Raw genomic sequence first — 23,647 nt, forward strand, 5'->3', positions numbered from 1 at the left:
TTTCCCAGCGCGAGCAGACGCAGAATCGCGTTATAGCGCTCGCCTGAGTGCGATTCTGCGTCTGCTCGCGGGGTCAGCGTTGCTCGGGTTCCAGCCAGAGCGCTGACATGGGCGGCAGCACCATCACCGCTGACGCGGGCCGCCCGTGCCAGGGATCGTCGGTGGCGTCGACCCCGCCGAGGTTGCCGATCCCCGAGCCGTTGTAGACCGTTGCGTCGGTGTTGAGCACCTCCCGCCAGCGTCCCGCCAGGGGCAGGCCGAGACGGTAGTTGCTGTGCTCGGCGCCGGCGAAGTTGAACACGCACGCCATGACCGAGCCGTCGCTGCCGTAGCGCAGGAAGCTCAACACGTTGTTGGCCGAGTCATTGGCGTCGATCCAGGAGTAGCCCTCGGGTGTGGTGTCCTGGCTCCACAGCGCCGGATGGCTGATGTAGATCGCGTTGATGTCGCGGACCAGCCGTAACGCTCCGTTGGAGAAGCCCTGCTCGTCGAGCTGCCACCAGTCCAGGCCGCGTTCCTCCGACCACTCGGCGCGCTGCCCGAACTCCTGGCCCATGAACAGCAACTGCTTGCCGGGGTGGGCCCACTGGTAGGCGAGCAGGCTGCGCAGGCCGGCCGCTTTGGCGTGATTGTCGCCGGGCATCCGGCCCCACAGCGTCCCCTTGCCGTGCACCACCTCGTCGTGACTCAGGGGTAGCACGTAGTTCTCGCTGAACGCATACAGCAACGAGAACGTCATCTCGTGGTGGTGGTAGTTGCGGTAGATCGGGTCACGGCTCAGGTAGTCGAGCGTGTCGTGCATCCAGCCCATGTTCCACTTCATCGAAAACCCAAGGCCACCAAGGTTGGTCGGCCGGGTCACGCCCGGCCACGACGTCGACTCCTCGGCGATGGTGACAATCCCCGGGGCCGCCTTGTGGGCGGTGGCGTTCATCTCCTGCAGGAATTGCACCGCCTCCAGATTTTCCCGCCCGCCGTAGATATTCGGCGTCCAACCACCTTCCGGGCGTGAGTAGTCCAGGTAGAGCATCGATGCCACCGCGTCCACCCGCAGCCCGTCGATATGGAACTCGTGCAGCCAATACAACGCGTTGGCGACCAGGAAGTTTCGCACCTCGGGCCTCCCGAAGTCGAAAACGTAAGTCCCCCAGTCCAACTGCTCGCCGCGCTTGGGATCGGAATGTTCGTAGAGTGGGGTCCCGTCGAAGCGGCCCAGCGCCCATGCGTCCTTGGGGAAATGGGCAGGAACCCAGTCCACGATGACGCCGATACCGGCCTGGTGCAAGGCGTCGACGACCGCGCGGAACTCGTCGGGCGTGCCGAAGCGCGAGGAGGGCGCGTAGTACGACGTGACCTGGTAGCCCCACGAGCCGCCGAACGGATGCTCGGCGACGGGCAACAGTTCGACATGGGTGAAGCCCTGCTCCGCAACATATTCGGTCAACTCGTGAGCAAGCTGACGATAACTGAGTCCGGGCCGCCAGGAGCCCAGATGGACTTCCAGGGTGCTCATCGGCTCGAATACCGGGTTGCGCTGCGCGCGCCGCGCAAGCCAGTCCTCGTCACTCCAGCTGTACTGACTGACCGTGACGCGGGATGCGGTCTGCGGCGGCACCTCGGTACCGAAGGCGAACGGGTCGGCGCGATCGACGACGGCGTCGTCGGCGCCGTGCACCCGGAACTTGTAGAGACCGTCGACGGGGAAGTCCGGCCAGAACAGCTCCCAGACACCGGAGGAGCCCAGCACCCGCATCGGGGCGTCGTAACCGGTCCACCCGTTGAACTCGCCGATCAGGTTGACGCCCTTGGCATTCGGGGCCCATACCGCGAACGATACGCCCGTCACGACGCCGTCGGGTGTGGTGAACGAACGGGGATGGGCGCCGAGCACCTCCCACAACCGTTCGTGGCGGCCTTCGGCGAACAGGTGCAGATCGACTTCGCCCAGCGTCGGAAGGAATCGGTAGGCGTCGGCCACGACGTGCGTACCGGAGCCGTCGTAGGCGACCTCGAGCCGGTAGTCGACCAGGTCGACGAAGGGCAGTGCGACAGCGAACAGTCCGGAGTCGATGTGCTGCAACGGGAATCGCTGCTCGCCGACGAGCGCGACGACGCTGGTCGCGTGCGGGCGAAGGGTCCGGATCACCGTGTGGTCACCGTATTCGTGGGCGCCGAGAATGCTGTGCGGGTTGTGGTGCACGCCGGCGACCAGGCGTCCCAACTCGTCGGGGTCGGGTGCCAGATGTGTCGTGGCGAGATCAGTCCGATTCATTACCTCTCACTTCCTGCGCAGCAGCGTGATTCGGGATTCTTCGGGAATGGCGGGCATGTTGACGATGTGCGCCACTGCCCGGCCCGGATCGAGGCGAACGTAATTGGCTTGGCCCCATTGGTATTCCTCGCCGGTGATCTCGTCGCGGACCCAGAATCGGTCATAGGGCTCCATACCCAGTGCCTCCATGTCCAACCACAGCGTCGATTCCTCGGCCACGAAAGCATTCAGGGTGACGACCACCAGGACGCAGTCGCCGGTGGCCGGGTCGAACTTGCTGTAGGCCAGCAGGGCGTCGTTGTCCAGATGATGGAAGTGGATGGTGCGCATCTGCTGCAGTGCGGGATGCAGGCGCCGAATCTCGTTGAGCCGGGCGATGAACGGCTCCAACGAATTCCCGGCCGCCAGCGCGCCGGCGAAGTCGCGGGGACGTAGTTCGTACTTCTCCGAATCCAGATATTCCTCGCTGCCCTCGCGCACCGCGCGGTGCTCGAACAGCTCGTATCCCGAGTACACCCCCCAGGCCGGACTCATGGTCGCTGCCAGCGCCGCCCGGATGGCGAACATTCCCGGGCCGTTGTGCTGCAGGATCGCATGCAGGATGTCGGGGGTGTTGACGAAGAGGTTCGGGGTGCGGAAGTCGGCGAGTCGGGCGATGTCGTTGCCGAACTCGGTGAGCTCCCATTTGGCGGTGCGCCACGTGAAATAGCTGTAGGACTGGGTGAATCCGAGTTTGGCCAGACCGTACTGACGGGCCGGGGGAGTGAAGGCCTCGGACAGGAACAACACGTCGGGGTCGACGGATTTGACCTGGCCGATCAGCCACGCCCAGAAGTTCGGTGGCTTGGTGTGCGGGTTGTCGACGCGAAAGAACTTGACACCGTGGTCGATCCAGTGCCGCACGACGCGCAGGACTTCGTCGTAGAGACCGGCCGGGTCGTTGTCGAAGTTGATCGGATAGATGTCCTGGTACTTCTTGGGCGGGTTCTCCGCGTAGGCGATGGTGCCGTCTGGCAATTCGGTGAACCAGTTGCGGTGATCGCGCGCCCACGGGTGATCCGGGGCGCATTGCAGCGCCAGATCCAGGGCCACTTCCAAGCCCAGATCGCGTGCGGTGGCGACGAAGTCGTCGAAATCATCGATGGTGCCCAGCTGCGGGTGCACCGCGTCGTGGCCGCCTTCGTCACTGCCGATCGCCCAGGGTGAGCCGACATCGCCGGGGGCGGCGGTGGGATTGTTGTTGCGCCCCTTGCGGTGCACCTTGCCGATCGGATGGATCGGCGGCAGGTAGACGACGTCGAATCCCATCTCGGCGATCCGGGGCAACGCGGCCGCCGCAGTGGCGAAGGTGCCGTGTACCGGTTTGCCGTCGGCGTCCCACCCACCGGTCGAACGCGGAAACATCTCGTACCACGAGCCAAAGTGAGCAAGCGGCCGATCCACCCAGACGTCGAACTGCTCACCGCGGGTGACCAACTCCCGCAACGGGAACTCGTCCAGCAGATCGGCGATCTCCGGTGTCAGCGCCAACGCGGTTCGGGTCACCGGATCGCCCGGCGTCCGCAGCGCCGTAACGGCTTCCAACAGCGGTCCGCGCTGCTGGCGCGGCACACCCGTCGCGGCGCGTTCCAACAGCGCGGCCCCGACCAACAGGTCGTTGGACAGTTCCTTTTCGCCTTGGCCCGCATCGAGTTTCGCGACCAACCCGTGACGCCAGGTATGAATCGGATCACCCCAGCCGTCCACGCGAAACGTCCACAGACCTACCCGGTCCGGAGCGAATTGACCATGGAACACATACGGTTCCAAGCCCAGTGACATCGGCAGGTGTAGCGGTTTGACACGATCTTCCGGCGGCGCTCCCGCCGGCTTCACATCGGTGTCCGGGGCCTGCACCGCCTTGATCCGGCGGACCTCGGTCACCTGCGGATAGCGAGTTCCGAGGTAGCGCACCACCAGGGTGGCCGCCACCGCCTCGTGACCTTCCCGCCATACCGCGGCGCGGACCGGGATTACCTCCCCGACGACCGCTTTGGCGGGATACGTACCGCATGAGACGACGGGCTGGACGTCATCGATCTCGACACGACCGGGCACCAATCACTCCGTTCCGATTCGCCCGGTTCCTCCCCGGTCCGTGTGAGCGGACCGCATCGTCACCGGACGGTTCCGATTTGTCCGGCTCCTCCGCGGCCCGGCCCTGGGCCGCATCATCGCCGGAGTGTTCTGCGAGTACTCACCCCGGGCGAACGCACAGGTCGTTGTCGGGGTGTCATCTGTGGGTCGGTCCGTTCGCCTCTTTGCGCCCCATACCCACCCTAGTGGCCGACTACACCGAAGGTGTCCAAGCCGACTGCCCGACAGATCCCGAAGGAATCCTGCACGCTGCGAAAACCTCAGTAAGGTTGAAATGCGTGAAAGCACTCCGCCGCTTTACCGTCCGTGCCCACCTTCCCGACCGCCTCGCGGCGCTCGACCAGCTGTCGACCAACCTGCGCTGGTCCTGGGAGAAGCCCACGCAGGACCTGTTCGCCACCATCGACCCCGAGTTGTGGTCCCGATGTGGCCAGGACCCGGTCGCGGTGCTCGGCGCGGTCAAGCCGTCGCGCCTGGACGAACTGGCGCTCGACGAAAACTTTCTGCGCCGGCTCGACGAGCTCGCAGCCGATTTGGACGACTACCTGACCCGACCGCAGTGGTACCAGCAGCAGGATGCGGCTCAACTGCCCACCGGCATCGCGTACTTCTCGATGGAGTTCGGGGTGGCCGAGGTCTTGCCCAATTACTCCGGCGGCCTGGGGATACTCGCCGGCGACCATCTGAAGTCGGCTTCTGACTTGGGGCTGCCTCTGATCGCGGTGGGCCTCTACTACCGCTCCGGATATTTCCGCCAGTCCCTGACCGCAGACGGCTGGCAGCAGGAGACCTATCCCTCGCTGGACCCGCAGGGGCTGCCGCTGCGGCTGCTGACCGACGCAGCCGGGGATCCGGTGCTGGTCGAGCTGGCGCTGCCGGACTCCGCGCAGCTGCGGGCCCGGATCTGGGTGGCGCAGGTCGGTCGGGTGCCGCTGCTGCTGCTGGACTCCGACGTCCCGGAGAACGAGCACGAATTGCGCGGTGTCACCGACCGTTTGTACGGCGGCGACCAGGAACACCGCATGGTGCAGGAACTGCTGGCCGGCATCGGCGGCGTACGGGCCATTCGCGCATTCACCGCTATCGAGGGGCTGCCGGCGCCCGAGGTGTTCCACATGAACGAGGGCCACGCGGGATTCCTCGGCGTCGAACGGATCCGCGAGTTCATCACGGACTCGGGTTTGGACTACGACACCGCGCTGACGGTGGTGCGGGCCAGCACCGTCTTCACCACCCACACCCCCGTGCCGGCGGGTATCGACCGGTTCCCGGTCGAGTTGGTGCGACGCTATTTCGACGACGAGCGTGACGGCGTCCCAACGCTGTTGCCCGGCGTGCCGACCGCGCGTGTGCTGGCGCTGGGCGCCGAAGACGACCCCACCAAGTTCAACATGGCGCACATGGGATTGCGGCTCGCACAGCGCGCCAACGGTGTCTCGCTGCTGCACGGCCAGGTGAGTCGGGCGATGTTCAACGAGCTGTGGCCAGGATTCGACCCAGGCGAAGTGCCGATCGGCTCGATCACCAACGGTGTGCACGCGCGCACCTGGGCGGCGCCGCAGTGGCTGCAGCTGGGTCGCGAACTGGCAGGCTCGGATTCGTTCCGCGAACCGGCGGTATGGCTGCGGTTGCAGCAGGTCGACGCCGGACATCTGTGGTCGATCCGTTCCCAGTTGCGGGCCCTGCTGGTCGAGGACGTCCGGGCCCGGCTGCGTGAATCATGGCGGGAACGCGGCGCGTCAGAAGCCGAATTGAGTTGGATCGCAACGGCATTCGATCCCAGCGTGCTCACCATGGGGTTCGCCAGGCGGGTCCCGACCTACAAGCGGCTGACCCTGATGCTGCGCGACCCGGATCGGCTGGAGCGGTTGTTGCTCGATCCGGAACGGCCGATCCAGTTGATCGTCGCCGGTAAGTCGCATCCCGCCGACGACGGCGGCAAGGCACTGATCCAGCAGGTGGTGCGGTTCGCCGATCGGCCGGAGGTGCGGCACCGCATCGCCTTCCTGCCCAACTACGACATGTCGATGGCCCGGTTGCTGTACTGGGGCTGTGACGTCTGGCTGAACAATCCGCTGCGACCGTTGGAGGCCTGTGGCACGTCCGGAATGAAGAGTGCGCTGAACGGTGGGCTGAATCTGTCGATCCGCGACGGATGGTGGGACGAGTGGTACGACGGCGAAAACGGTTGGGAGATACCGTCGGCCGACGGAGTGGCCGACGAGCACCGCCGCGACGACCTGGAGGCCACGGCGCTGTACAACCTGCTCGAGCAGGCGGTGACGCCGAAGTTCTACGAACGCGACGAGCACGGGACGCCGCCGCGTTGGATCGAGATGGTGCGGCACACGTTGCAGACGCTCGGACCGAAAGTGCTGGCTTCGCGGATGGTCACCGATTACGTCGAGCAGTACTACACGCCGGCGGCGCAGTCGCTGCGCAAGACCGTGGCCGCTCCGGAAGGTGGCGAGGTGTTCGATGTGGCACGCGAACTGGCCGCGTACCGTCGTCGCGCCGAAGCCGCCTGGCCCGAGATCGACATCACCGACGTCGACAGCACCGGGCTGCCGGACACCCCCCTGCTCGGGTCGAAGCTGACCCTGACCGCCACCGTGCAACTGGCCGGCCTCTCACCCGACGAAGTGGCCGTGCAAGCGGTGGTGGGCAGGGTCGACGCGGCCGACGAGCTACAGGATCCGCTCGTGCTGGGGATGACCTACGCCGGCAGCGCCGAAGGCGGCAACCAGGTGTTCTCGACGACGACGCCGCTACCGCTGGCCGGGGCGCTGGGGTACACCGTGCGGGTGCTGCCGCGGCACCCGATGCTGGCCGACAGCAGCGAACTCGGTCTCGTCACGCTCGCCTAATGCCGGCGAGCAGTCCCCCGCAAGCGGGAGGTGCCCCCAGCAAAAGCCCCTATTTCGTGCCGAAATCGGGTGCTTTTGCGTCTGCTCGCGCGGGGGAGTTACCCACCAACCGGGTGAGGGCCGCGCGGACCTGGGCGGCGTTCGTCGTCGGCCAGAACGGGGGCAGCGAGGCGCGCAGGTATTCGCCGTAGCGGGCGGTGGCCATCCGCGAGTCCAGTACCGCGACCACGCCGCGGTCTTCGACGCGACGCAGCAGCCGTCCCGACCCCTGCGCCAGCAACAGCGCCGCGTGGCTGGCGGCGACGGCCATGAAACCGTTTCCACCGCGGGCGGCCACGGCGCGCTGGCGGGCGCTGAGCAGCGGGTCGTCCGGCCGCGGGAACGGGATCCGGTCGATCAGCACCAATGACAGCGACGGTCCTGGCACGTCGACGCCCTGCCAAAGCGACAGGGTGCCGAACAACGAGGTCGCCGGGTCGTCGCTGAATTGCTCGACCAGGGCCGACGTGCTGTCGTCGCCCTGGCACAGCACCGGGGTGGTCAGCCGCTCGCGCATCGCCTCGGCGGTCGCGCGGGCCGCACGCATCGATGAGAACAGTCCCAGGGTGCGTCCGCCGGCGGCGGTGATGAGTTCGGCGATCTCGGTGAGTTGCTCGGCCGAGCCGGTGGAATCGCGACCCGGCGGCGGGAGATGCGCGGCGATGTAGAGAATCCCGGCCTTGGCGTGCTGGAACGGCGATCCGACGTCCAAACCGCGCCAGGACTCGTCCCCGCTCAGACCCCACGCGGTCGCCATCGCGTCGAACGCCCCGCCTACCGTCAGCGTCGCCGACGTCAACACCGTCGTCGAGCGGCTGAACACGTGCTCGGCCAGCAGCCCGGCCACCGACAGCGGGGCCACCCGCAACACCGCGCGCGGTGTGCCGCGGTTTTCCTCGTGGTCGAGCCAGACGATGTCGGTGCGATCGGGGATGGCGGGTCCGAACGAAGACAGCATCCGCGCGGCGGTGTCGGAGATCTCGATCAGCGCGGCGGCCGCTTCCGCGCGCGCGGCGGCCGCCCGGGCGTCGCTGGTGCCGTCGATCGCCGAACGGGCCGCGGCGGCTGCGTCGCGCAGCGCGGTCAGGTAGGTGGCAAGTTCGTCGTCGAGATAGTCGATGCGGCCGGGCTGAGCGTCGTGGATCGCCGAGGAGAAGGTCGCCGACGCGGCTTCCAGACGCTGCACCAATTCGGGGTCCACCAACCGGGCGATGCGCCGCGCGGCCACGCCCAGCGTCGCCGACGTCAACTCCGCGGTGGCCACCGACGTGACCCGGTCGACCAACTCGTGCGCCTCGTCCACGACCAGCAAGTCGTGCTCGGGCAGCACGGCCGAGTCCGCCACGGCGTCGATGGCCAGTAGCGCGTGATTGGTGACGACGACATCGGCTTTGCCTGCCCGGCCCCGGGCGCGTTCGGAGAAGCACTCGGTGCCGAACGGGCAGCGGGCCACCCCGATGCACTCTCGCGCCGAGACGCTGACCTGCGACCAGGACCGGTCCGGCACACCGGGTTTCAGGTCGTCGCGGTCGCCGGATTCGGTGGTCGTCGCCCATTCGGTGAGGCGTTGCACGTCACGGCCCAGCGCGCTGATCGTCATCGGGTTGAACAGTTCCTCTTGCGGGACGTCCGACTCGTCGCCTTGACCGCCGTGAATCTTGTTCAGACACAAGTAATTTCGACGGCCCTTCAGTAGCGCGAAGGTCGGCCGTCGCGGCAGCGCGTCGTCCAGAGAGTCGGCCAGCCGGGGTAGGTCGCGCTCGACGAGTTGGCGCTGCAACGCAATCGTCGCCGTCGACACCACCACGGGCACGTCGTCGCTGACCGCACGCAGGATCGAGGGAACCAGGTACGCCAACGACTTACCGGTGCCGGTGCCGGCCTGCACCACCAGGTGCTCGCCGGTCTCAAAAGCCTGCGCGATCGCGGCGGCCATCTGCTGCTGACCGCGACGTTCGCTGCCGCCGAGCGCGGCCACCGCGGTGGCCAGCAGCGCAGTGACCGACTCCGACACTGCTCAGGCCGAGACGATCTGCGTCGGGATCGCGGGTTCGCCGGCCGACAGGCTCAGGCCCTCCCACGGCAGGCTCCGCAATCCCGCCGCCACCCGCTGGCGCGCCGCCGACAGATCGCCGTCGTAGACCACCTCACCGCCGCGCACCAGCGGCGTCGTCAGTACCCGGTGCGGCTCCTCGACTCGGGGCGGGCGCCCGGCCGGATGCACGATCTCTTCGGTGATGGTGCCGGTCGGCCGGGACACCCGCAGCGCCGCTTTGCGGCCACCGTGTGATTGCTTCTGGCTGCTGCGTTTCTGCACCGGAATGCCGTCCACCTCGACGAGTTTGTAAACCATGCCGGCGGTCGGGGCGCCCGAACCGGTCACCAACGAGGTACCGACGCCGTAGCGGTCCACCGGCGCGGCCGCCAGAGCGGCGATGGAGAATTCGTCGAGATCGCCGGTCAGGACGATGCGGGTCTGCGTTGCACCCAGTTGGTCGAGTTGGGCGCGGACCTGATGCGACAGCGCGGCAAGATCACCGGAATCGATGCGCACCGCCCCGAGGCCCGGGCCGGCGGCAGCCACGGCGTTGGCCACTCCCGTCGTCACGTCATAGGTGTCGACCAGCAACGTGGTGTCCACGCCCAGGGCATCGACCTGTGCGCGGAACGCGGCGAGCTCGTCGGGACCACTGTCCCAGGTGTGCACCATGGTGAACGCGTGCGCGGCGGTACCCACCGCGGGCACGCCGTAGAGCCGCTGGGCCTCGAGGTTGGAAGTGCCGGCGCAACCGGCGAGGTAGGCGGCGCGCGCTGCCGCCACGGCGGCGCGTTCGTGGGTACGGCGGGTGCCCATCTCGATCACCGGGCGATCGCCGGCGGCACTGACCATCCGGGCCGCGGCCGACGCAATCGCCGTGTCGTGATTGAAGATCGACAGCGCCAGGGTTTCCAGCAGCACGCACTCGGCGAAGCTGCCGTGCACCGACAACACCGGGGAGTTCGGAAAGTACAGTTCGCCCTCGGCGTAGCCGTCGATGTCACCGCCGAACCGGAAATCCCGCAGATAGGCGATCGTGTCGGAATCCAAGAACTGGGCCAGCAGCTCGCACGCGGCATCGTCGAACCTGAACTGCGACAAGGCTTCCAGCAGCCGGCCGGTTCCGGCGACCACCCCGTAGCGGCGCCCCGGCGGGAGACGCCGGGCGAACAGGTCCCAACTGGTCCGTCGCCGGGCGGTGCCGTCGCGCAGAGACGCGGCCAACATGGTCAGTTCGTACTTGTCGGTCAGCAGCCCAGCCGATGCCGCTTCAGTCACGGGCGTTCACCTCGCTAACGGTATCGGCTGACCACTCGACGCGCGCTCGGTATTCTTGGCCCCATGGTTGTAGCGATAGCGCCGGCCAAGCCGGGCAGCACGGGGCAACGCGAATCCGCTCCGGTCGAGGCTACGACGAGCCCCTGGGTGACCATCGTCTGGGACGACCCCGTCAATTTGATGACGTACGTGACGTATGTATTCCAGAAGTTGTTCGGCTACAGCGAGCCGCACGCCACCAAGCTGATGCTGCAGGTGCACAACGAAGGCAAGGCGGTGGTGTCCTCGGGCAGCCGCGAGTCCATGGAAGTCGACGTGTCCAAGCTGCATGCCGCCGGTTTGTGGGCGACCATGCAGCAGGACCGCTGAGATCCGAGCTCTCCGGTATTCATCGTGCGCAAATGGAAGCGCGTGGAGACGCGCAACGGTCCCCGTTTCAGGTCGTCCCTCGCCCCGCATGACGCGGCCCTGCTGCAGAATCTGGTCGGCGCGATGATCGGCTTGCTCGACGAGCGCCAGTCGACCTCGCCGTCCGACGAACTCGAGGAGATCACCGGGATCAAGACGGGGCATTCCCAGCGTCCCGGGGACCCCACGCTGGGGCGGCTGCTCCCCGATTTCTATCGAAGCGACGACGCGGATCCGCTGACCCTGGAAGGGTCCGAGGCGCTCAACTCGGCGCTGAGGAGTCTGCACGAGCCCGACATCATCGACGCCAAACGTAGTGCCGCCCAACAGTTGTTGGATACGGTGCCGGCCAACGGCGGTCGCCTGGAGCTCACCGAAGAGAGCGCCAACGCATGGGTCTCGGCTGTCAACGACCTGCGGTTGACCCTCGGGGTCATGCTCGAGATCGGTCCGCAGGGCCCCGAACGGCTGCCGGCCGACCATCCGCTGGCGGCGCATTTCGATGTCTACCAATGGCTGACGGTCTTGCAGGAGTACCTGGTCCTGGTGCTGATGGGGTCCAGATGACCTTGTTGGCCGCGCAATGAACTCCATCACCGATGTCGGTGGCATCCGCGTCGGACACCACCACCGGCTGGACCCCGATGCCTCGCTGGGTGCCGGGTGGGCGTGCGGCACGACGGTGGTGTTGCCGCCGCCGGGCACCGTCGGAGCCGTCGATTGCCGGGGCGGTGCGCCGGGGACGCGGGAGACCGATCTGCTCGACCCGATCAACAGCGTGCGCTACGTGGACGCGGTGCTGTTGACCGGTGGCAGCGCCTACGGGCTGGCCGCCGCCGACGGCGTGATGCGCTGGCTGGAGGAACAGCAGCGTGGCGTCGCCATGGAGGGCGGCGTCGTGCCGATCGTGCCGGGCGCGGTGATCTTCGACCTGCCGGTGGGCGGTTGGGGGTGCCGACCGACAGCCGAATTCGGTTATGCCGCATGCGAAGCCGCCTCGGACGAGGTGCCGGTCGGGACGGTCGGTGCCGGGGTGGGCGCACGGGCGGGCGTGCTCAAAGGCGGCGTGGGAACCGCGTCGCTCACCTTGCCGTCCGGTGTGACGGTCGGTGCGCTGGTGGTGGTCAACGCCGCCGGCGACGCCGTCGACCCGAGCACCGGTCTGCCCTGGATGGCCGAGCTGATCGGCGAGTTCGGTCTGACGCCCCCGCCGCCCGCAGAGATCGACGCGCTGGCGCAGCTGCCGTCGCCGTTGAGCGACCTGAACACGACGATCGCCGTCGTCGCAACCGACGCGGCACTGAGCCCGGCCGCGTGCCGGCGGATGGCGATCGCGGCGCACGACGGCCTGGCACGCGCCCTGCGTCCGGCGCATACCCCACTGGACGGCGACACGGTCTTCGCGCTGGCCACCGGCGCCATCGAGGTGCCGCCGTCGGCCAATACCCCCGCCGCGATGTCTCCGGAGACCGGGCTACTCACCGCGGTGGGTGCCGCGGCGGCCGACTGCCTGGCGCGTGCGGTGCTCAGCGGGGTGCTCGCCGCCCGGTCGGTGGCCGGAATACCGGCTTACCGTGACGTGGTGCCCGGGGCGTTCGGGAAGTGATCGGTGTCGGCAGAATCCCGATCGGCGACCGCCCCGGTAGCCTGGTTGATGCCGAAAACGCTCCGGAAGGGCAGCCATGGGCTTGAGGTCACGCACACCTGCGACGCAGGAGAAAAAGCCCCGATGGGTGGTCGGGGGAGCCACAATCCTCACCTTCGTCGCGTTGCTCTGGCTCATCGAGCTCTGGGACAGCCTGAGCAATCATCGCCTCGACTCCAACGGCATCCGGCCGCTCGAGGCTGACGGGTTGCGAGGCATCCTCGTCGCGCCCCTACTCCATTCGAACTGGGATCACCTGATCGCCAACACCATTCCGGCGCTGGTGCTCGGTTTCCTGATGACGCTGGCGGGCCTGTCGCGGTTCATCTTCGCCACGGCCATCATCTGGATCCTCGGTGGCTTCGGCACGTGGCTGATCGGCAATGTGGGCGCGCACTGCCCGTATGTCGGTGTGCGGTGCGAGACCAACCACATCGGCGCGTCGGGCCTCATCTTCGGCTGGCTGGCGTTCCTGATCCTGTTCGGGTTCTTCACGCGCAAGGTGTGGGAGATCGTCGTCGGCATCATCGTGATGTTCATCTACGGCGGCGTCCTGCTCGGCGTGCTGCCCGGCACCCCCGGCGTCTCGTGGCAGGGACACCTGTGCGGCGCCATCGCCGGGGTGGTCGCGGCGTACCTGTTGTCGTCTCCGGAGCGCAGAGCCCGCGAGCGCAAGCGAACGCCGCACGTCAAGCCATGAGTTCACCGCTGTCACCCGTCGGGATCTTCGACTCCGGCGTGGGCGGACTGACCGTCGCCCGCGCGATCATCGACCAATTGCCCGACGAGGACATCGTCTACGTCGGTGACACCGGCAACGGTCCCTACGGGCCGCTGGCCATCCCCGAGATCCGCGCGCACGCGCTGGCCATCGGGGACGACTTGGTCAGCCGCGGCGTCAAGGTTCTGGTCATCGCCTGCAACTCCGCGTCGGCGGCATGCCTGCGCGACGCGCGGGAACGCTACGACGTGCCCGTCGTCGAAGTGATCCTTCCCGCGGTGCGGCGCGCGGTCGCCGCAACCCGCAACGGCCGCATCGGGGTGATCGGCACCCGGGCAACCATCGCGTCGCACGCCTATCAGGATGCGTTCGCCGCGGCCCGCGACACCGAGATCACCGCGGTGGCCTGCCCGCGGTTCGTCGACTTCGTCGAGCGCGGGGTCACCAGCGGACGTCAGGTACTCGGCCTTGCCGAGGGTTATCTGGAACCGCTGCAGCGCGCCGGGGTCGACACGCTAGTACTCGGGTGCACGCACTACCCGTTGCTGTCGGGACTGATCCAATTGGTGATGGGGGAGGACGTCACGCTGGTCTCCAGCGCCGAGGAGACCGCCAAACAGGTGCTTCGCGTGCTCACCGAAACCGACCTGCTGCACCCGCACGACGGGTCGTCCGCAACCCGGGTGTTCGAAGCCACCGGTGACCCGGAGTCCTTCACCAGACTGGCGGCGCGGTTTCTGGGTCCGGCTGTCACAGGTGTCGAGCCCGTCCGTCACACCCACGTCCATTAGCTGTGCAGGCGACTCCGACCTTTGAATGCGGCGATGTTTTCCCCATCGTGGTAGTGGGCATGGCACAGTGGTGTCCGTGCGATTAACCGTGCTCGGATGCTCCGGTAGCGTCGTGGGTCCGGATTCGCCCGCGTCGGGCTATCTACTTCGGGCTCCGGATACCCCACCGCTGGTCATCGACTTCGGCGGAGGTGTACTCGGCGCCCTGCAGCGCCACGCCGATCCCAGCTCAGTGCACGTGTTGTTGTCGCATCTGCATGCCGACCACTGCCTGGATCTGCCGGGCTTGTTCGTGTGGCGTCGCTACCATCCGACGTCACGTCCCGCCGGCAAAGCGCTGCTCTACGGGCCGAGCGACACCTGGTCGCGGCTGGGCGCGGCGTCCTCGCCGTACGGCGGCGAGATCGACGACTGCTCGGACATTTTCGATGTCCGCCACTGGGTCGACCGCGAATCGGTGACCATCGGCGCGCTCACGATCACACCTCGGCTGGTGGCGCACCCCACCGAGTCGTTCGGTCTGCGCTTCACCGATCCTTCCGGAGCATCGCTGGTGTACAGCGGTGACACCGGTGAATGCGACCAGCTCGTCGAACTGGCGCGCGGCGCCGACGTCTTCCTCTGCGAGGCGTCCTGGACGCACTCGCCCAAACACCCACCGGATCTGCATCTGTCCGGGACCGAGGCGGGCCGGGCGGCGGCGCGGGCCGGTGTCCGCGAGTTGCTGTTGACGCATATCCCGCCGTGGACGTCGCGCGAGGACGTGATCAGCGAAGCCAAGGCCGAGTTCGACGGGCCGGTGCATGCCGTGGTGCCCGGCGAGACGTTCGAAATCCGCCGGACCGGCTAGCGCGTCGACGCGACGGCTAGGGTGGGCGTCGTGTCCAAACGAGAAGACGGCCGCCTCGACGACGAGCTCCGCCCGGTTGTCATCACCAGGGGTTTCACCGAGAATCCTGCGGGCTCGGTGTTGATCGAATTCGGCCAGACCAAGGTCTTGTGCACGGCCAGCGTCACCGAGGGCGTGCCGCGGTGGCGCCGAGGATCCGGTCTGGGTTGGCTTACCGCCGAATACGCGATGCTGCCCTCGGCGACTCACACCCGCTCCGACCGCGAATCGGTCAAGGGACGGATCGGCGGCAGGACCCAGGAGATCAGTCGGCTGGTCGGTAGGTCACTGCGCGCGTGCATCGACCTGGCGGCGCTGGGCGAGAACACCATCGCCGTCGACTGCGACGTGTTGCAGGCCGACGGCGGCACCCGCACGGCGGCGATCACCGGCGCCTACGTGGCGTTGGCCGACGCGGTCACCTACCTGTCCGCGCACGGGAAGTTGTCCGACCCGAGGCCGCTGTCATGCGCGATCGCGGCGGTGAGCGTCGGGGTGGTCGACGGTCGGGTGCGCGTCGACCTGCCTTACGAAGAGGACTCACGGGCCGAAGTCGACATGAACGTGGTCGCCACCGACACTGGGACGTTGGTCGAGGTGCAAGGCACCGGCGAGGGTGCGACGTTCCCGCGCTCGACCCTGGACAAGCTGCTGGACATGGCGCTGGGCGCCTGCGACTCGCTGTTCGCCGCGCAGCGTGAGGCCCTGGCGCAGCCGTATCCCGGTGTGCTCCCCGAAGGGTCGTCGCAGCCGAAGGCGTTCGGAAGCTGAGCGGGTTGCTGGTCGCCAGCCGCAACCGCAAGAAGCTGGCCGAACTGCAACGGGTGCTGGACGGAGCCGGGCTGTCCGGGGTGACGCTGATGTCGCTGGACGACGTGCCGCCGTTCGACGAAGCACCCGAGACCGGTGCCACCTTCGAGGACAACGCGCTGGCCAAGGCCCGCGATGCGTTCGCCGCGACCGGCCTGCCCAGCGTCGCCGACGACTCCGGGTTGGAAGTCGCCGCGCTGAACGGGATGCCGGGGGTGCTGTCGGCGCGCTGGTCGGGCAAGCACGGCGACGACTCCGCCAACACCGCGTTGCTGCTGGCCCAGCTTCGTGACGTGCCCGACGGGCGGCGCGCAGCGGCCTTCGTCTCAGCCTGCGCGCTGGTCTCGGACGCCGACGAGGTGGTGGTGCGCGGGGAGTGGTCCGGGTCCATCGCCCGGGAGCCGCACGGCGACGGCGGGTTCGGCTACGACCCGGTGTTCGTCCCCGACGGTTCGGGCGGGCGCACCGCCGCGCAACTCAGTCCGGCTGAAAAGGACGCGGTATCGCACCGCGGCCGCGCGCTGGCTTTGCTGTTGCCCGCGTTGCGTAGGCTGCCGGGCTGAGCGCGCTCAGAGCGCGAACTGCGCTTTGATGTCGCGGGTCTGGCGTTGCTCGACGACGATCCCCAGGATCGGGATGGTGCCGGCGAGCAGCACGCCGACCGTCTTTCCGATCGGCCAACGGACCTTGATGGCGAGATTGAACGCCGCCAGCATGTAGACGAAGTACATCCAGCCGTGCACGACCTCGATCCAGCGGATCTCGCGATCGAACACCAGATGCGAGACGATCTCGCCGCACAGTGCGATCAGCCAGATGCCGGTGATCCACGCCATGATCCGGTACGCGGTCAGCGCGGTGCGGATCTTCTCGACGGGGAACACCGAGGTGCCGCGTTCTGTGTCGGGGTTGCTCATGCGGTTGTCCTGTTCTGTTTTTCGGCGTCGTTCTTGGCGAGTTCGGCCAGGTAGGCGTTGTATTCGCGCAACGCGGGATCGTCAGACGGTGGCGGTGGCGGCTTCGGGCGTTCGGGCAGCAGCCCGGGAGGTATCTCGTTAGCCGTGTGGCGCGGCTCCGGCGGCGTGTCCTCGTACCGGACGAAGTTGCGGTACGCATAGACCCAGAACCAGGCGAACAGCGGCCATTGCAGCGCGTAGCCGAGGTTCTGGTAGCCGCCCGACACCGACTGGAACCTGGTCCACTGCCACCAGCCCAGCGCCAGGCAGGCACAGGCCGCGAGGATCACCAGAGCGATCAGCGCGGGCCGGTGGCGGCGTCGTCGAGGAGCCTGGGTGGACACAACATGACGGTACCGCGCGGCGCCCCGCCGACGGCTCCGTCGGGTAGCCGGAGCGGTACCATCGGCAAGGCGCGCGGGCGTGATGAAATTGGCAGACATGCCGGCTTTAGGTGCCGGTGCTCGAGAGAGCGTGTGGGTTCGAGTCCCTCCGCCCGCACAGATCTTTGCTCCTGCATCGACTTCGAGGGAGGGCGATTTGTCCGTCGCACGACGTGAGCGTGCCGCTCTGGTGGAAACCATTCTCGCAGCCGGACCCGAAGCGCCCACCTTATGCGAAGGCTGGACCACCCGGGATCTGGCCGCGCACCTGGTGATTAGGGAGTACCGTCCGGACGCCGGACCCGGAATCCTGATTCCGTTCTTCGCCGGTCACACCGAACGACTGCAGAACAAGGTCGCTGCGGAGACCGACTGGGAAGACCTGGTGGACAAGGTCGCTTCCGGTCCGCCGCCCTACTCGCCGTTCAAGTTGCTCGATCCGGTGGCCAACGTCGGTGAGATGTTCATCCACCACGAGGACGTGCGCCGCGCCCGGCCGGGCTGGGAGCCCCGCGAACTCGATCCCGAGCTGGCGGCCAGGTTGCGGCGCAACCTGTCGCTGATGGGCCGGTTGACGTTGGCGAAGGTTCCCGGACGGGTCGCGCTGCGCACCACGGACGGCAAGACGGTGCTGATCGCCGGACGCGGGCCAGCGGTGACGGTGACCGGGCCGCCCGAGGAGTTGCTGCTGTTCGCGGTCGGCCGGGAAGCGCGGGTGGACTTCGACGGTGACGAGGCGGCGATCCGCGCCGTTCGCGAGGCGCCCAAGAGCCTGTAGCCGCCACCAGTTTGACCGGCGGTAAGGTAACCCTTAGTTTGTGGGGGTAACTTACTAGCTCGGAGCGTGGCATCAGATGAAAACCGTGTCCCGGGTGGTGAGTGAAACCGCCGCGGGAGAGGACCGTTGATGGCACGCGGATTTTCCGGCGTGATGATGAAGGGCTTCGGCGCGCGCGACCACATCGCGACCGTGCTCGAAACCTTCGAGATCGCACCGCATTTCGTGCGGATCCGGATGGAGTCACCGACGTTGTTCGGTGAGGTCGAGCCGGAGCCGGCCGCGTGGCTGCGGTTCTGGTTCCCCGACCCGAAGGGCTCCAAGACCGAATTCCAGCGCGGCTACACCCTTTCCGAAGCCGACGCGTCCACCGGCAGGTTCGCCGTCGACGTGGTGTTGCACGAGCCTGCCGGACCCGCCTCCACGTGGGCCCGAAGCGTGCAACCCGGGACGACGATCGCGGTCATGGCACTGATGGGCTCCTCGCGCTACGACAGCCCCGACGAACAACCGGCCGGCTATCTGCTGATCGGCGACTCGGCGTCGATCCCGGGCATGAACGGGATCATCGGAACCGTCCCGGACGACGTGCCGATCGAGATGTACCTCGAGCAACACGACGAGAACGACCCCTTGATCCCCATCACGCGGCATCCCCGGCTGCAGGTGCATTGGGTCGCGCGCCACGACGACAGATCACTGGCGAACGCGATCGAAAGCCGGGACTGGTCGAACTGGTACTGCTGGGCCACGCCAGAAGCCAACGCGCTCAAGAACGTTCGCAAACGGCTGCGCGACGAGTTCGGCTTCCCCAAGTCCGAGGTCCATGCGCAGGCATATTGGAGTGCCGGCAAGGAGATGGGCACCCGCCGCGGCGACGAGCCGGACACCGCCGCCGCGGACGATTCGGCTGAAGTGGTTGTGGCGCAACCGGAATCGGTGGCCCGGGGGAGTTGGCGAGCCCAGGCCGCCGGTCAGCTGCTGGCACCGCTGCGTCCGGCGCTGATCGCCTCGGGGGCGTTGCAGGCCATCGTCACGCTGGTGCAGCTGGCGCCGTTCGTCCTGCTCGTCGAATTGGCGCGGCTCCTGGTCGCCGGCGCCGACGAGTCCCGGCTGTGGAACCTCGGCCTGTGGGCGGTTTCGCTATTGGGGTTGGGCACCGTGCTGGGGGCAGGGCTGACCCTGTGGCTCCACGTCGTCGACGCGCGGTTCGCCAGCGACCTGCGATCGCGGTTGTTGGGCAAGCTGTCCCGACTGCCGCTGGGCTGGTTCACCGCACGCGGGTCGGGGTCGATCAAGCAACTGGTGCAGGACGACACACTGTCGCTGCACTACCTGGTCACCCATGCCATTCCGGACGCGGTGAACGCGGTGGTGGCACCGGTGGCGGTGCTGCTCTACCTGTTCGTCGTCGACTGGCGGGTGGCGTTGGTGCTGTTCGGTCCGGTCCTGGTCTACCTGGTGACATCTTCGATGCTGATGATTCAATCCGGGCCGCGGATCGCGCAGTCGCAGCGGTGGGCGGAGAAGATGAGTACCGAAGCCGGCGCCTATCTGGAAGGACAGCCGGTGATCCGCGTTTTCGGCGGTGCCGCCGCGTCGAGCTTCCGACGGAGCCTGGACGAGTACATCGAGTTCCTGGTCGCCTGGCAACGTCCGCTGGCCGGCAAGAAGACCATGATGGACCTGGCCACCCGTCCGTCGACGTTCCTGTGGCTGATCGTGACCGTCGGCACCCTGCTCGTCGTCACCCACCGGATGGATGCGGTCGACTTGTTGCCGTTCCTGTTGTTGGGCACCACATTCGGAGCCCGGCTGCTGGGCATCGCCTATGGCGTCGGTGGCATCCGTGCCGGGACGTTGGCCGCCCGCCGCCTGCAGACCGCCCTTGCCGAGCCAGAACTGACCGTCACCGCGGCCGCACCCCACCCGGCCGAGGCTTCGGTGGTGTTCGACCATGTCAGCTTCGGCTACCGACCCGGCGTCCCGGTGATCCGTGACGTGTCACTGGAATTGCGGCCCGGTACCGTCACCGCACTGGTCGGCCCGTCGGGATCCGGAAAGTCCACGCTCGCAGCGTTGTTGGCGAGGTTTCACGATGTCGAGGAAGGCGCGATCCGGGTGGGTGGCAGCGACATCCGGTCGCTGAGTGCCGACGAGCTCTACGCCCGGGTCGGATTCGTGCTCCAGGAAACACAACTCGTGCACGGCACCGTCGCCGAGAACATCGCGCTGGCCGTCCCGGAAGCCGACCTCGAGCAGATCCAGACCGCGGCGCGCGACGCGCAGATCCACGACCGGATCCTGCGGCTGCCCAACGGCTACGACACCGTGCTGGGCGCAAGCACCGCGTTGTCGGGTGGCGAGCGGCAACGGCTGACCATCGCCCGCGCGATCCTCGCCGACACGCCGGTGCTCATCCTGGACGAGGCCACCGCCTACGCCGACCCCGAGTCGGAATACCTTGTGCAGCAAGCCCTCAACCGACTGACCCGAGACCGCACCGTGCTGGTGATCGCACACCGGCTGCACACCATCACCGGGGCGGATCAGATCGTCGTGCTCGACCACGGCCGCATCACCGAACGCGGTACCCACGACGAACTGCTGGCCGCCGACGGCCGCTACCGCCGGCTCTGGGAAATGGGTCGGCCCCGGGCGACGGTGGGCGCGGGGCAGGAGGTCACCGGATGATCCGCACCTGGCTTCGTCTCGTCCCGGCCGATCGTCGCGGCAAGGTGGCTGCTTATGCGGCAATGACTTTCGTCTCCGTCGTGCTACGTGCGGTGGGTGCGGTGCTGCTCGTCCCGTTGGTGGCGGCCTTGTTCGGCGACACACCCCAACGCGCGCTGGTGTGGCTGGGCTGGTTGACCGCCGCGACCGTGATCGGCTGGGTCATCGACACCACCACCGCGCGGATCGGATTCGACCTGGGGTTCGCCGTTCTCGACCACACCCAGCACGACGTGGCCGACCGGTTACCGGACATCCGGCTGAACTGGTTCTCCGCCGAAAACACCGCGACGGCAAGGCAAGCCATCGCTTCGACCGGACCCGAACTCGTCGGTCTGGTGGTCAACCTGCTGACGCCGCTGATCAGCGCCATCCTGCTGCCCGCGGCCATCGCGTTGGTGTTGCTGCCGATCTCCTGGCAGCTCGGTGTCGCCGCGCTGGCCGGGGTGCCGCTGTTGCTGGGGGCGCTGTGGGCTTCGGTGCGCCTGTCGCGCAAAGCCGATGCGGCCGCCGGTGCGGCCAACAGCAGGCTGACCGAGCGCATCATCGAATTCGCCCGCACCCAGCAGGCGCTGCGTGCTGCGCGACGCGTCGAACCGGCCCGCAGCCTGGTCGGCAATGCCCTCAGCGCCCAGCACAGCGCGACGATGCGGCTGCTGGGCATGCAGATCCCCGGCCAGTTGCTGTTCAGCATCGCCAGCCAGTTGGCGTTGATCCTGCTCGCCGGCGTCACCACGGCCCTGACCGTGGGCGGCACGTTGGGTGTGCCCGAAGCCATCGCGCTGATCGTGGTGATAGCCCGCTACCTCGAGCCGTTCACCACCGTCAGCGAACTGGCGCCGGCGTTGGAGAGCACCCGAGCCACTCTCGACAACATCCGCTCGGTGCTGACCGCGCCCGCTGTGGACGTCGGGACGGCCCGGTTGCGCCCGACAGGCTCGGCGCCGCGCATCGTCTTCGACGACGTCACCTTCAGCTACGACGGCGGAACTCATCCGGCACTGGACGGGGTGAGTTTCTCGCTGGAGCCGGGAACCGCGACGGCGATCGTCGGGCCGTCGGGCTCCGGCAAGAGCACCGTCCTGGCGCTGATCGCCGGCCTGCATCAACCCACCCGAGGGCGGGTCCTGATCGACGACCTGGACGCGGCCACCCTGGACGCCGACGCCCGGCGCAACGCCAGCAGCGTCGTCTTCCAGCATCCCTACCTTTTCCACGGAACGATCCGCGAGAACGTGCTGGCCGGCGCCCCGGATGCGGACGAGGACCGGTTCACCCGCGCCGTCGGTCTGGCCCGGGTCGACGAGCTCACCGGCCGGCTGCCAGACGGCGCCCAGACGGTGGTGGGCGAAGCCGGCTCGGCACTCTCGGGCGGCGAACGTCAGCGGGTCAGCATCGCGCGTGCGCTGCTCAAGGGTGCCCCCATCCTGCTGGTCGACGAGGCGACCAGCGCACTGGACAACGAGAACGAGGTCGCGATCGTCGACGCGCTCACCGCCGACCCGCAGGCGCACACCCGGGTGATCGTGGCCCACCGGCTGGCCAGCATCCGGCACGCCGACCGGGTCCTGTTCGTCGAGAACGGTCGGGTGATCGAAGACGGCGCGGTCGACGACCTGCTGGCCGCCGGCGGCCGGTTCAGCGAGTTCTGGCGCCAGCAGCACGAAGCCGCGGAATGGCGGATCCTGGCCGAGTAGGACAGGCACACCGAAAGTCCTGCGGTATGGCTTACAGTCGAGTGCTGTGAGCGTCTTGATGTCGATCCCGAGGTACCCCGCCGACGTGACCGCCGAATGGCTCTCGGCGGTGCTCAGCCAAAGTGGCGCGCCCGTCGAGGTGACCGCAACCGACGTGACTCCGATCGGCACCGGGCAGACCGGCGCCACCTACCGCGTGACGGCCACCTACGGCGGCGATCCGGGCGGTTTGCCGCCCACGTTCGTGATCAAGCTGCCGGCCCAGGACGACGCCGTGCGGGATCGCGTCGTCATCGGGTATCGCAGCGAATGCGCGTTTTATGCTTCGGCCGCCCACCGCGTGCAGGTACCGACGCCGCGCTGCTTCTACTCCCAAATCAGCGACGACGCAATGAATTACGCGCTGCTGCTGGCCGACCAGGCGCCGGCGGTGCAGGGTGATCAGCTGCTGGGCTGCGGGGAGCAGGAGGCGCGACTGGCGGTGGTCGCACTGGCCGGACTGCACGGACCCAGCTGGTGCGATCGGTTCTGGTTGGACTTTCCCGGTGTCGCGTTCGGCCGTCCCGACGAAGCCGGCGCCCAGGGCATGGGCGAGGTGGCCAAGATGAGCGCCGACATCACCCTGGAGAAGCTCGGCGATCGGCTGAGCGCCGAAGACCGCGACACTTTCGCTGCCACAATGGGTTTGGTCGCACCGTGGCTGATGGCCGAGCACGACCGGTTCGCGCTGCTGCACGGCGACTACCGGCTGGACAACATGTTGTTCGATCCCGACCACACCCGCATCAGCGTCGTTGACTGGCAAACGCTGGGGGTGGGTTTGCCGGCGCGCGATCTCGCCTATTTCACTGCGACCAGCCTGAACTCGCAACTGCGGGGGACCGTCGAGGAAGACCTGGTGACCGAGTACCACCGGGCGCTGCTGAGTTACGGTGTCCGCGACTACGACCGCGAAACATGTTGGCGCGACTACCGGCTCGGCGTGTTGCAGGCGCCGCTGATCTCGGCGCTGGGGTTCGCCTTCGCCACCTCCACCGAACGGGGTGACGACATGGTGCTGACCATGCTGTCGCGAGGCTGTCAGGCGATTCGCGACCTGGGCACCCTGGAACTGATCTCGGGCTAGGGCGTCTCCTGCGCTGAGGGCGCTTTGCTCCCGTTCGCTGCTTAGTGCGTTGATTCTGCGCTCAGGGCGCAACCTACTCG

At 67.7% G+C, this 23,647-nt stretch carries 19 protein-coding genes and 1 tRNA gene; 14 read left to right on the top strand and 6 right to left on the bottom strand.

Annotated elements, in window-relative coordinates:
* Nucleotides 1–73: 73 nt before the first annotated feature.
* Entirely contained in the window at nt 74–2,272 is a 2,199-nt protein-coding gene (gene glgB, locus AC5Y46_RS10675) for a 1,4-alpha-glucan branching protein GlgB (RefSeq protein WP_499941036.1), read from the bottom strand.
* Between the two features lie 6 nt (nt 2,273–2,278).
* On the bottom strand, nt 2,279–4,369 hold the full coding sequence (locus AC5Y46_RS10680) for an alpha-1,4-glucan--maltose-1-phosphate maltosyltransferase (protein WP_499941034.1): 2,091 nt from the start codon (nt 4,367–4,369) through the stop codon (nt 2,279–2,281).
* A 317-nt stretch (nt 4,370–4,686) separates the two neighbouring features.
* Here AC5Y46_RS10680 and glgP point away from each other — a divergent pair, with 317 nt between their 5' ends.
* Nucleotides 4,687–7,275 carry an alpha-glucan family phosphorylase gene (gene glgP / locus AC5Y46_RS10685; protein ID WP_499941033.1) on the top strand — a complete coding sequence of 863 codons (2,589 nt, stop codon included), beginning with the start codon at nt 4,687–4,689 and terminating at the stop codon, nt 7,273–7,275.
* A 49-nt stretch (nt 7,276–7,324) separates the two neighbouring features.
* Here the strand turns inward: glgP and AC5Y46_RS10690 are convergent, their stop codons facing one another.
* Nucleotides 7,325–9,328 carry an ATP-dependent DNA helicase gene (locus AC5Y46_RS10690; RefSeq protein WP_499941032.1) on the bottom strand — a complete coding sequence of 668 codons (2,004 nt, stop codon included), beginning with the start codon at nt 9,326–9,328 and terminating at the stop codon, nt 7,325–7,327.
* Nucleotides 9,329–9,331: 3 nt separating this feature from the next.
* Nucleotides 9,332–10,630, bottom strand: a complete 1,299-nt coding sequence (locus tag AC5Y46_RS10695; RefSeq protein WP_499941030.1) for a nicotinate phosphoribosyltransferase — start codon at nt 10,628–10,630, stop codon at nt 9,332–9,334.
* Nucleotides 10,631–10,693: 63 nt separating this feature from the next.
* Between AC5Y46_RS10695 and clpS the strand changes: the two genes are divergently transcribed.
* The 8 genes from clpS to rdgB all read left to right on the top strand — a co-directional run bounded on the left by clpS (nt 10,694) and on the right by rdgB (nt 16,457).
* On the top strand, nt 10,694–10,999 hold the full coding sequence (gene clpS / locus AC5Y46_RS10700) for an ATP-dependent Clp protease adapter ClpS (RefSeq protein WP_055579620.1): 306 nt from the start codon (nt 10,694–10,696) through the stop codon (nt 10,997–10,999).
* 24 nt (nt 11,000–11,023) lie between these two features.
* Nucleotides 11,024–11,605, top strand: coding sequence for an oxidative stress transcriptional regulator AosR (gene aosR / locus AC5Y46_RS10705; protein WP_499941029.1), 582 nt, complete (start codon nt 11,024–11,026; stop codon nt 11,603–11,605).
* Nucleotides 11,606–11,621: 16 nt separating this feature from the next.
* Nucleotides 11,622–12,644 carry a P1 family peptidase gene (locus AC5Y46_RS10710; protein ID WP_499941027.1) on the top strand — a complete coding sequence of 341 codons (1,023 nt, stop codon included), beginning with the start codon at nt 11,622–11,624 and terminating at the stop codon, nt 12,642–12,644.
* A 76-nt stretch (nt 12,645–12,720) separates the two neighbouring features.
* On the top strand, nt 12,721–13,383 hold the full coding sequence (locus AC5Y46_RS10715; protein WP_499941025.1) for a rhomboid family intramembrane serine protease: 663 nt from the start codon (nt 12,721–12,723) through the stop codon (nt 13,381–13,383).
* On the top strand, nt 13,380–14,195 hold the full coding sequence (gene murI / locus AC5Y46_RS10720; protein WP_499941023.1) for a glutamate racemase: 816 nt from the start codon (nt 13,380–13,382) through the stop codon (nt 14,193–14,195). The genes AC5Y46_RS10715 and murI overlap by 4 nt, the downstream gene beginning before the upstream one ends.
* A gap of 70 nt (nt 14,196–14,265) precedes the next feature.
* Entirely contained in the window at nt 14,266–15,045 is a 780-nt protein-coding gene (locus AC5Y46_RS10725) for a cyclic nucleotide-degrading phosphodiesterase (protein ID WP_499990985.1), read from the top strand.
* Nucleotides 15,046–15,075: 30 nt separating this feature from the next.
* Nucleotides 15,076–15,855 carry a ribonuclease PH gene (gene rph, locus AC5Y46_RS10730; RefSeq protein ID WP_499941020.1) on the top strand — a complete coding sequence of 260 codons (780 nt, stop codon included), beginning with the start codon at nt 15,076–15,078 and terminating at the stop codon, nt 15,853–15,855.
* Nucleotides 15,852–16,457 (top strand): RdgB/HAM1 family non-canonical purine NTP pyrophosphatase, encoded by a 606-nt coding sequence (rdgB, locus tag AC5Y46_RS10735; RefSeq protein WP_499941393.1) that lies wholly within the window; start codon nt 15,852–15,854, stop codon nt 16,455–16,457. Before rph ends, rdgB begins: the two co-directional genes overlap by 4 nt.
* 6 nt (nt 16,458–16,463) lie before the next feature.
* Here the strand turns inward: rdgB and AC5Y46_RS10740 are convergent, their stop codons facing one another.
* Together AC5Y46_RS10740 and AC5Y46_RS10745 are read right to left on the bottom strand one after the other, a co-directional pair.
* Nucleotides 16,464–16,811, bottom strand: coding sequence for a DUF3817 domain-containing protein (locus tag AC5Y46_RS10740; protein ID WP_499941018.1), 348 nt, complete (start codon nt 16,809–16,811; stop codon nt 16,464–16,466).
* The gene (locus AC5Y46_RS10745; protein WP_499941016.1) at nt 16,808–17,194 is read right to left on the bottom strand and encodes a hypothetical protein; all 387 of its coding nucleotides are present in this window, start codon (nt 17,192–17,194) and stop codon (nt 16,808–16,810) included. The genes AC5Y46_RS10740 and AC5Y46_RS10745 overlap by 4 nt, the downstream gene beginning before the upstream one ends.
* Before the next feature lie 73 nt (nt 17,195–17,267).
* Between AC5Y46_RS10745 and AC5Y46_RS10750 the strand changes: the two genes are divergently transcribed.
* The 5 genes from AC5Y46_RS10750 (at nt 17,268) to AC5Y46_RS10770 (ending at nt 23,567) form a co-directional block, all read left to right on the top strand.
* Nucleotides 17,268–17,351 (top strand) — tRNA-Leu (locus tag AC5Y46_RS10750).
* 39 nt (nt 17,352–17,390) lie between these two features.
* On the top strand, nt 17,391–18,011 hold the full coding sequence (locus tag AC5Y46_RS10755) for a TIGR03085 family metal-binding protein (protein ID WP_499941014.1): 621 nt from the start codon (nt 17,391–17,393) through the stop codon (nt 18,009–18,011).
* 129 nt (nt 18,012–18,140) lie between these two features.
* Nucleotides 18,141–20,705: an ABC transporter ATP-binding protein/permease gene (locus tag AC5Y46_RS10760; protein WP_499941013.1), complete on the top strand. Its 2,565-nt coding sequence runs from the start codon at nt 18,141–18,143 to the stop codon at nt 20,703–20,705.
* A complete protein-coding gene (locus AC5Y46_RS10765) occupies nt 20,702–22,441 on the top strand; it encodes an ABC transporter ATP-binding protein (RefSeq protein ID WP_499941011.1) in 1,740 nt (579 codons plus the stop codon). Before AC5Y46_RS10760 ends, AC5Y46_RS10765 begins: the two co-directional genes overlap by 4 nt.
* 55 nt (nt 22,442–22,496) lie before the next feature.
* The gene (locus AC5Y46_RS10770; RefSeq protein ID WP_499941391.1) at nt 22,497–23,567 is read left to right on the top strand and encodes a phosphotransferase family protein; all 1,071 of its coding nucleotides are present in this window, start codon (nt 22,497–22,499) and stop codon (nt 23,565–23,567) included.
* Nucleotides 23,568–23,647 lie beyond the last annotated feature (80 nt).

The organism is Mycobacterium sp. NGS59, assembly GCF_059812345.1.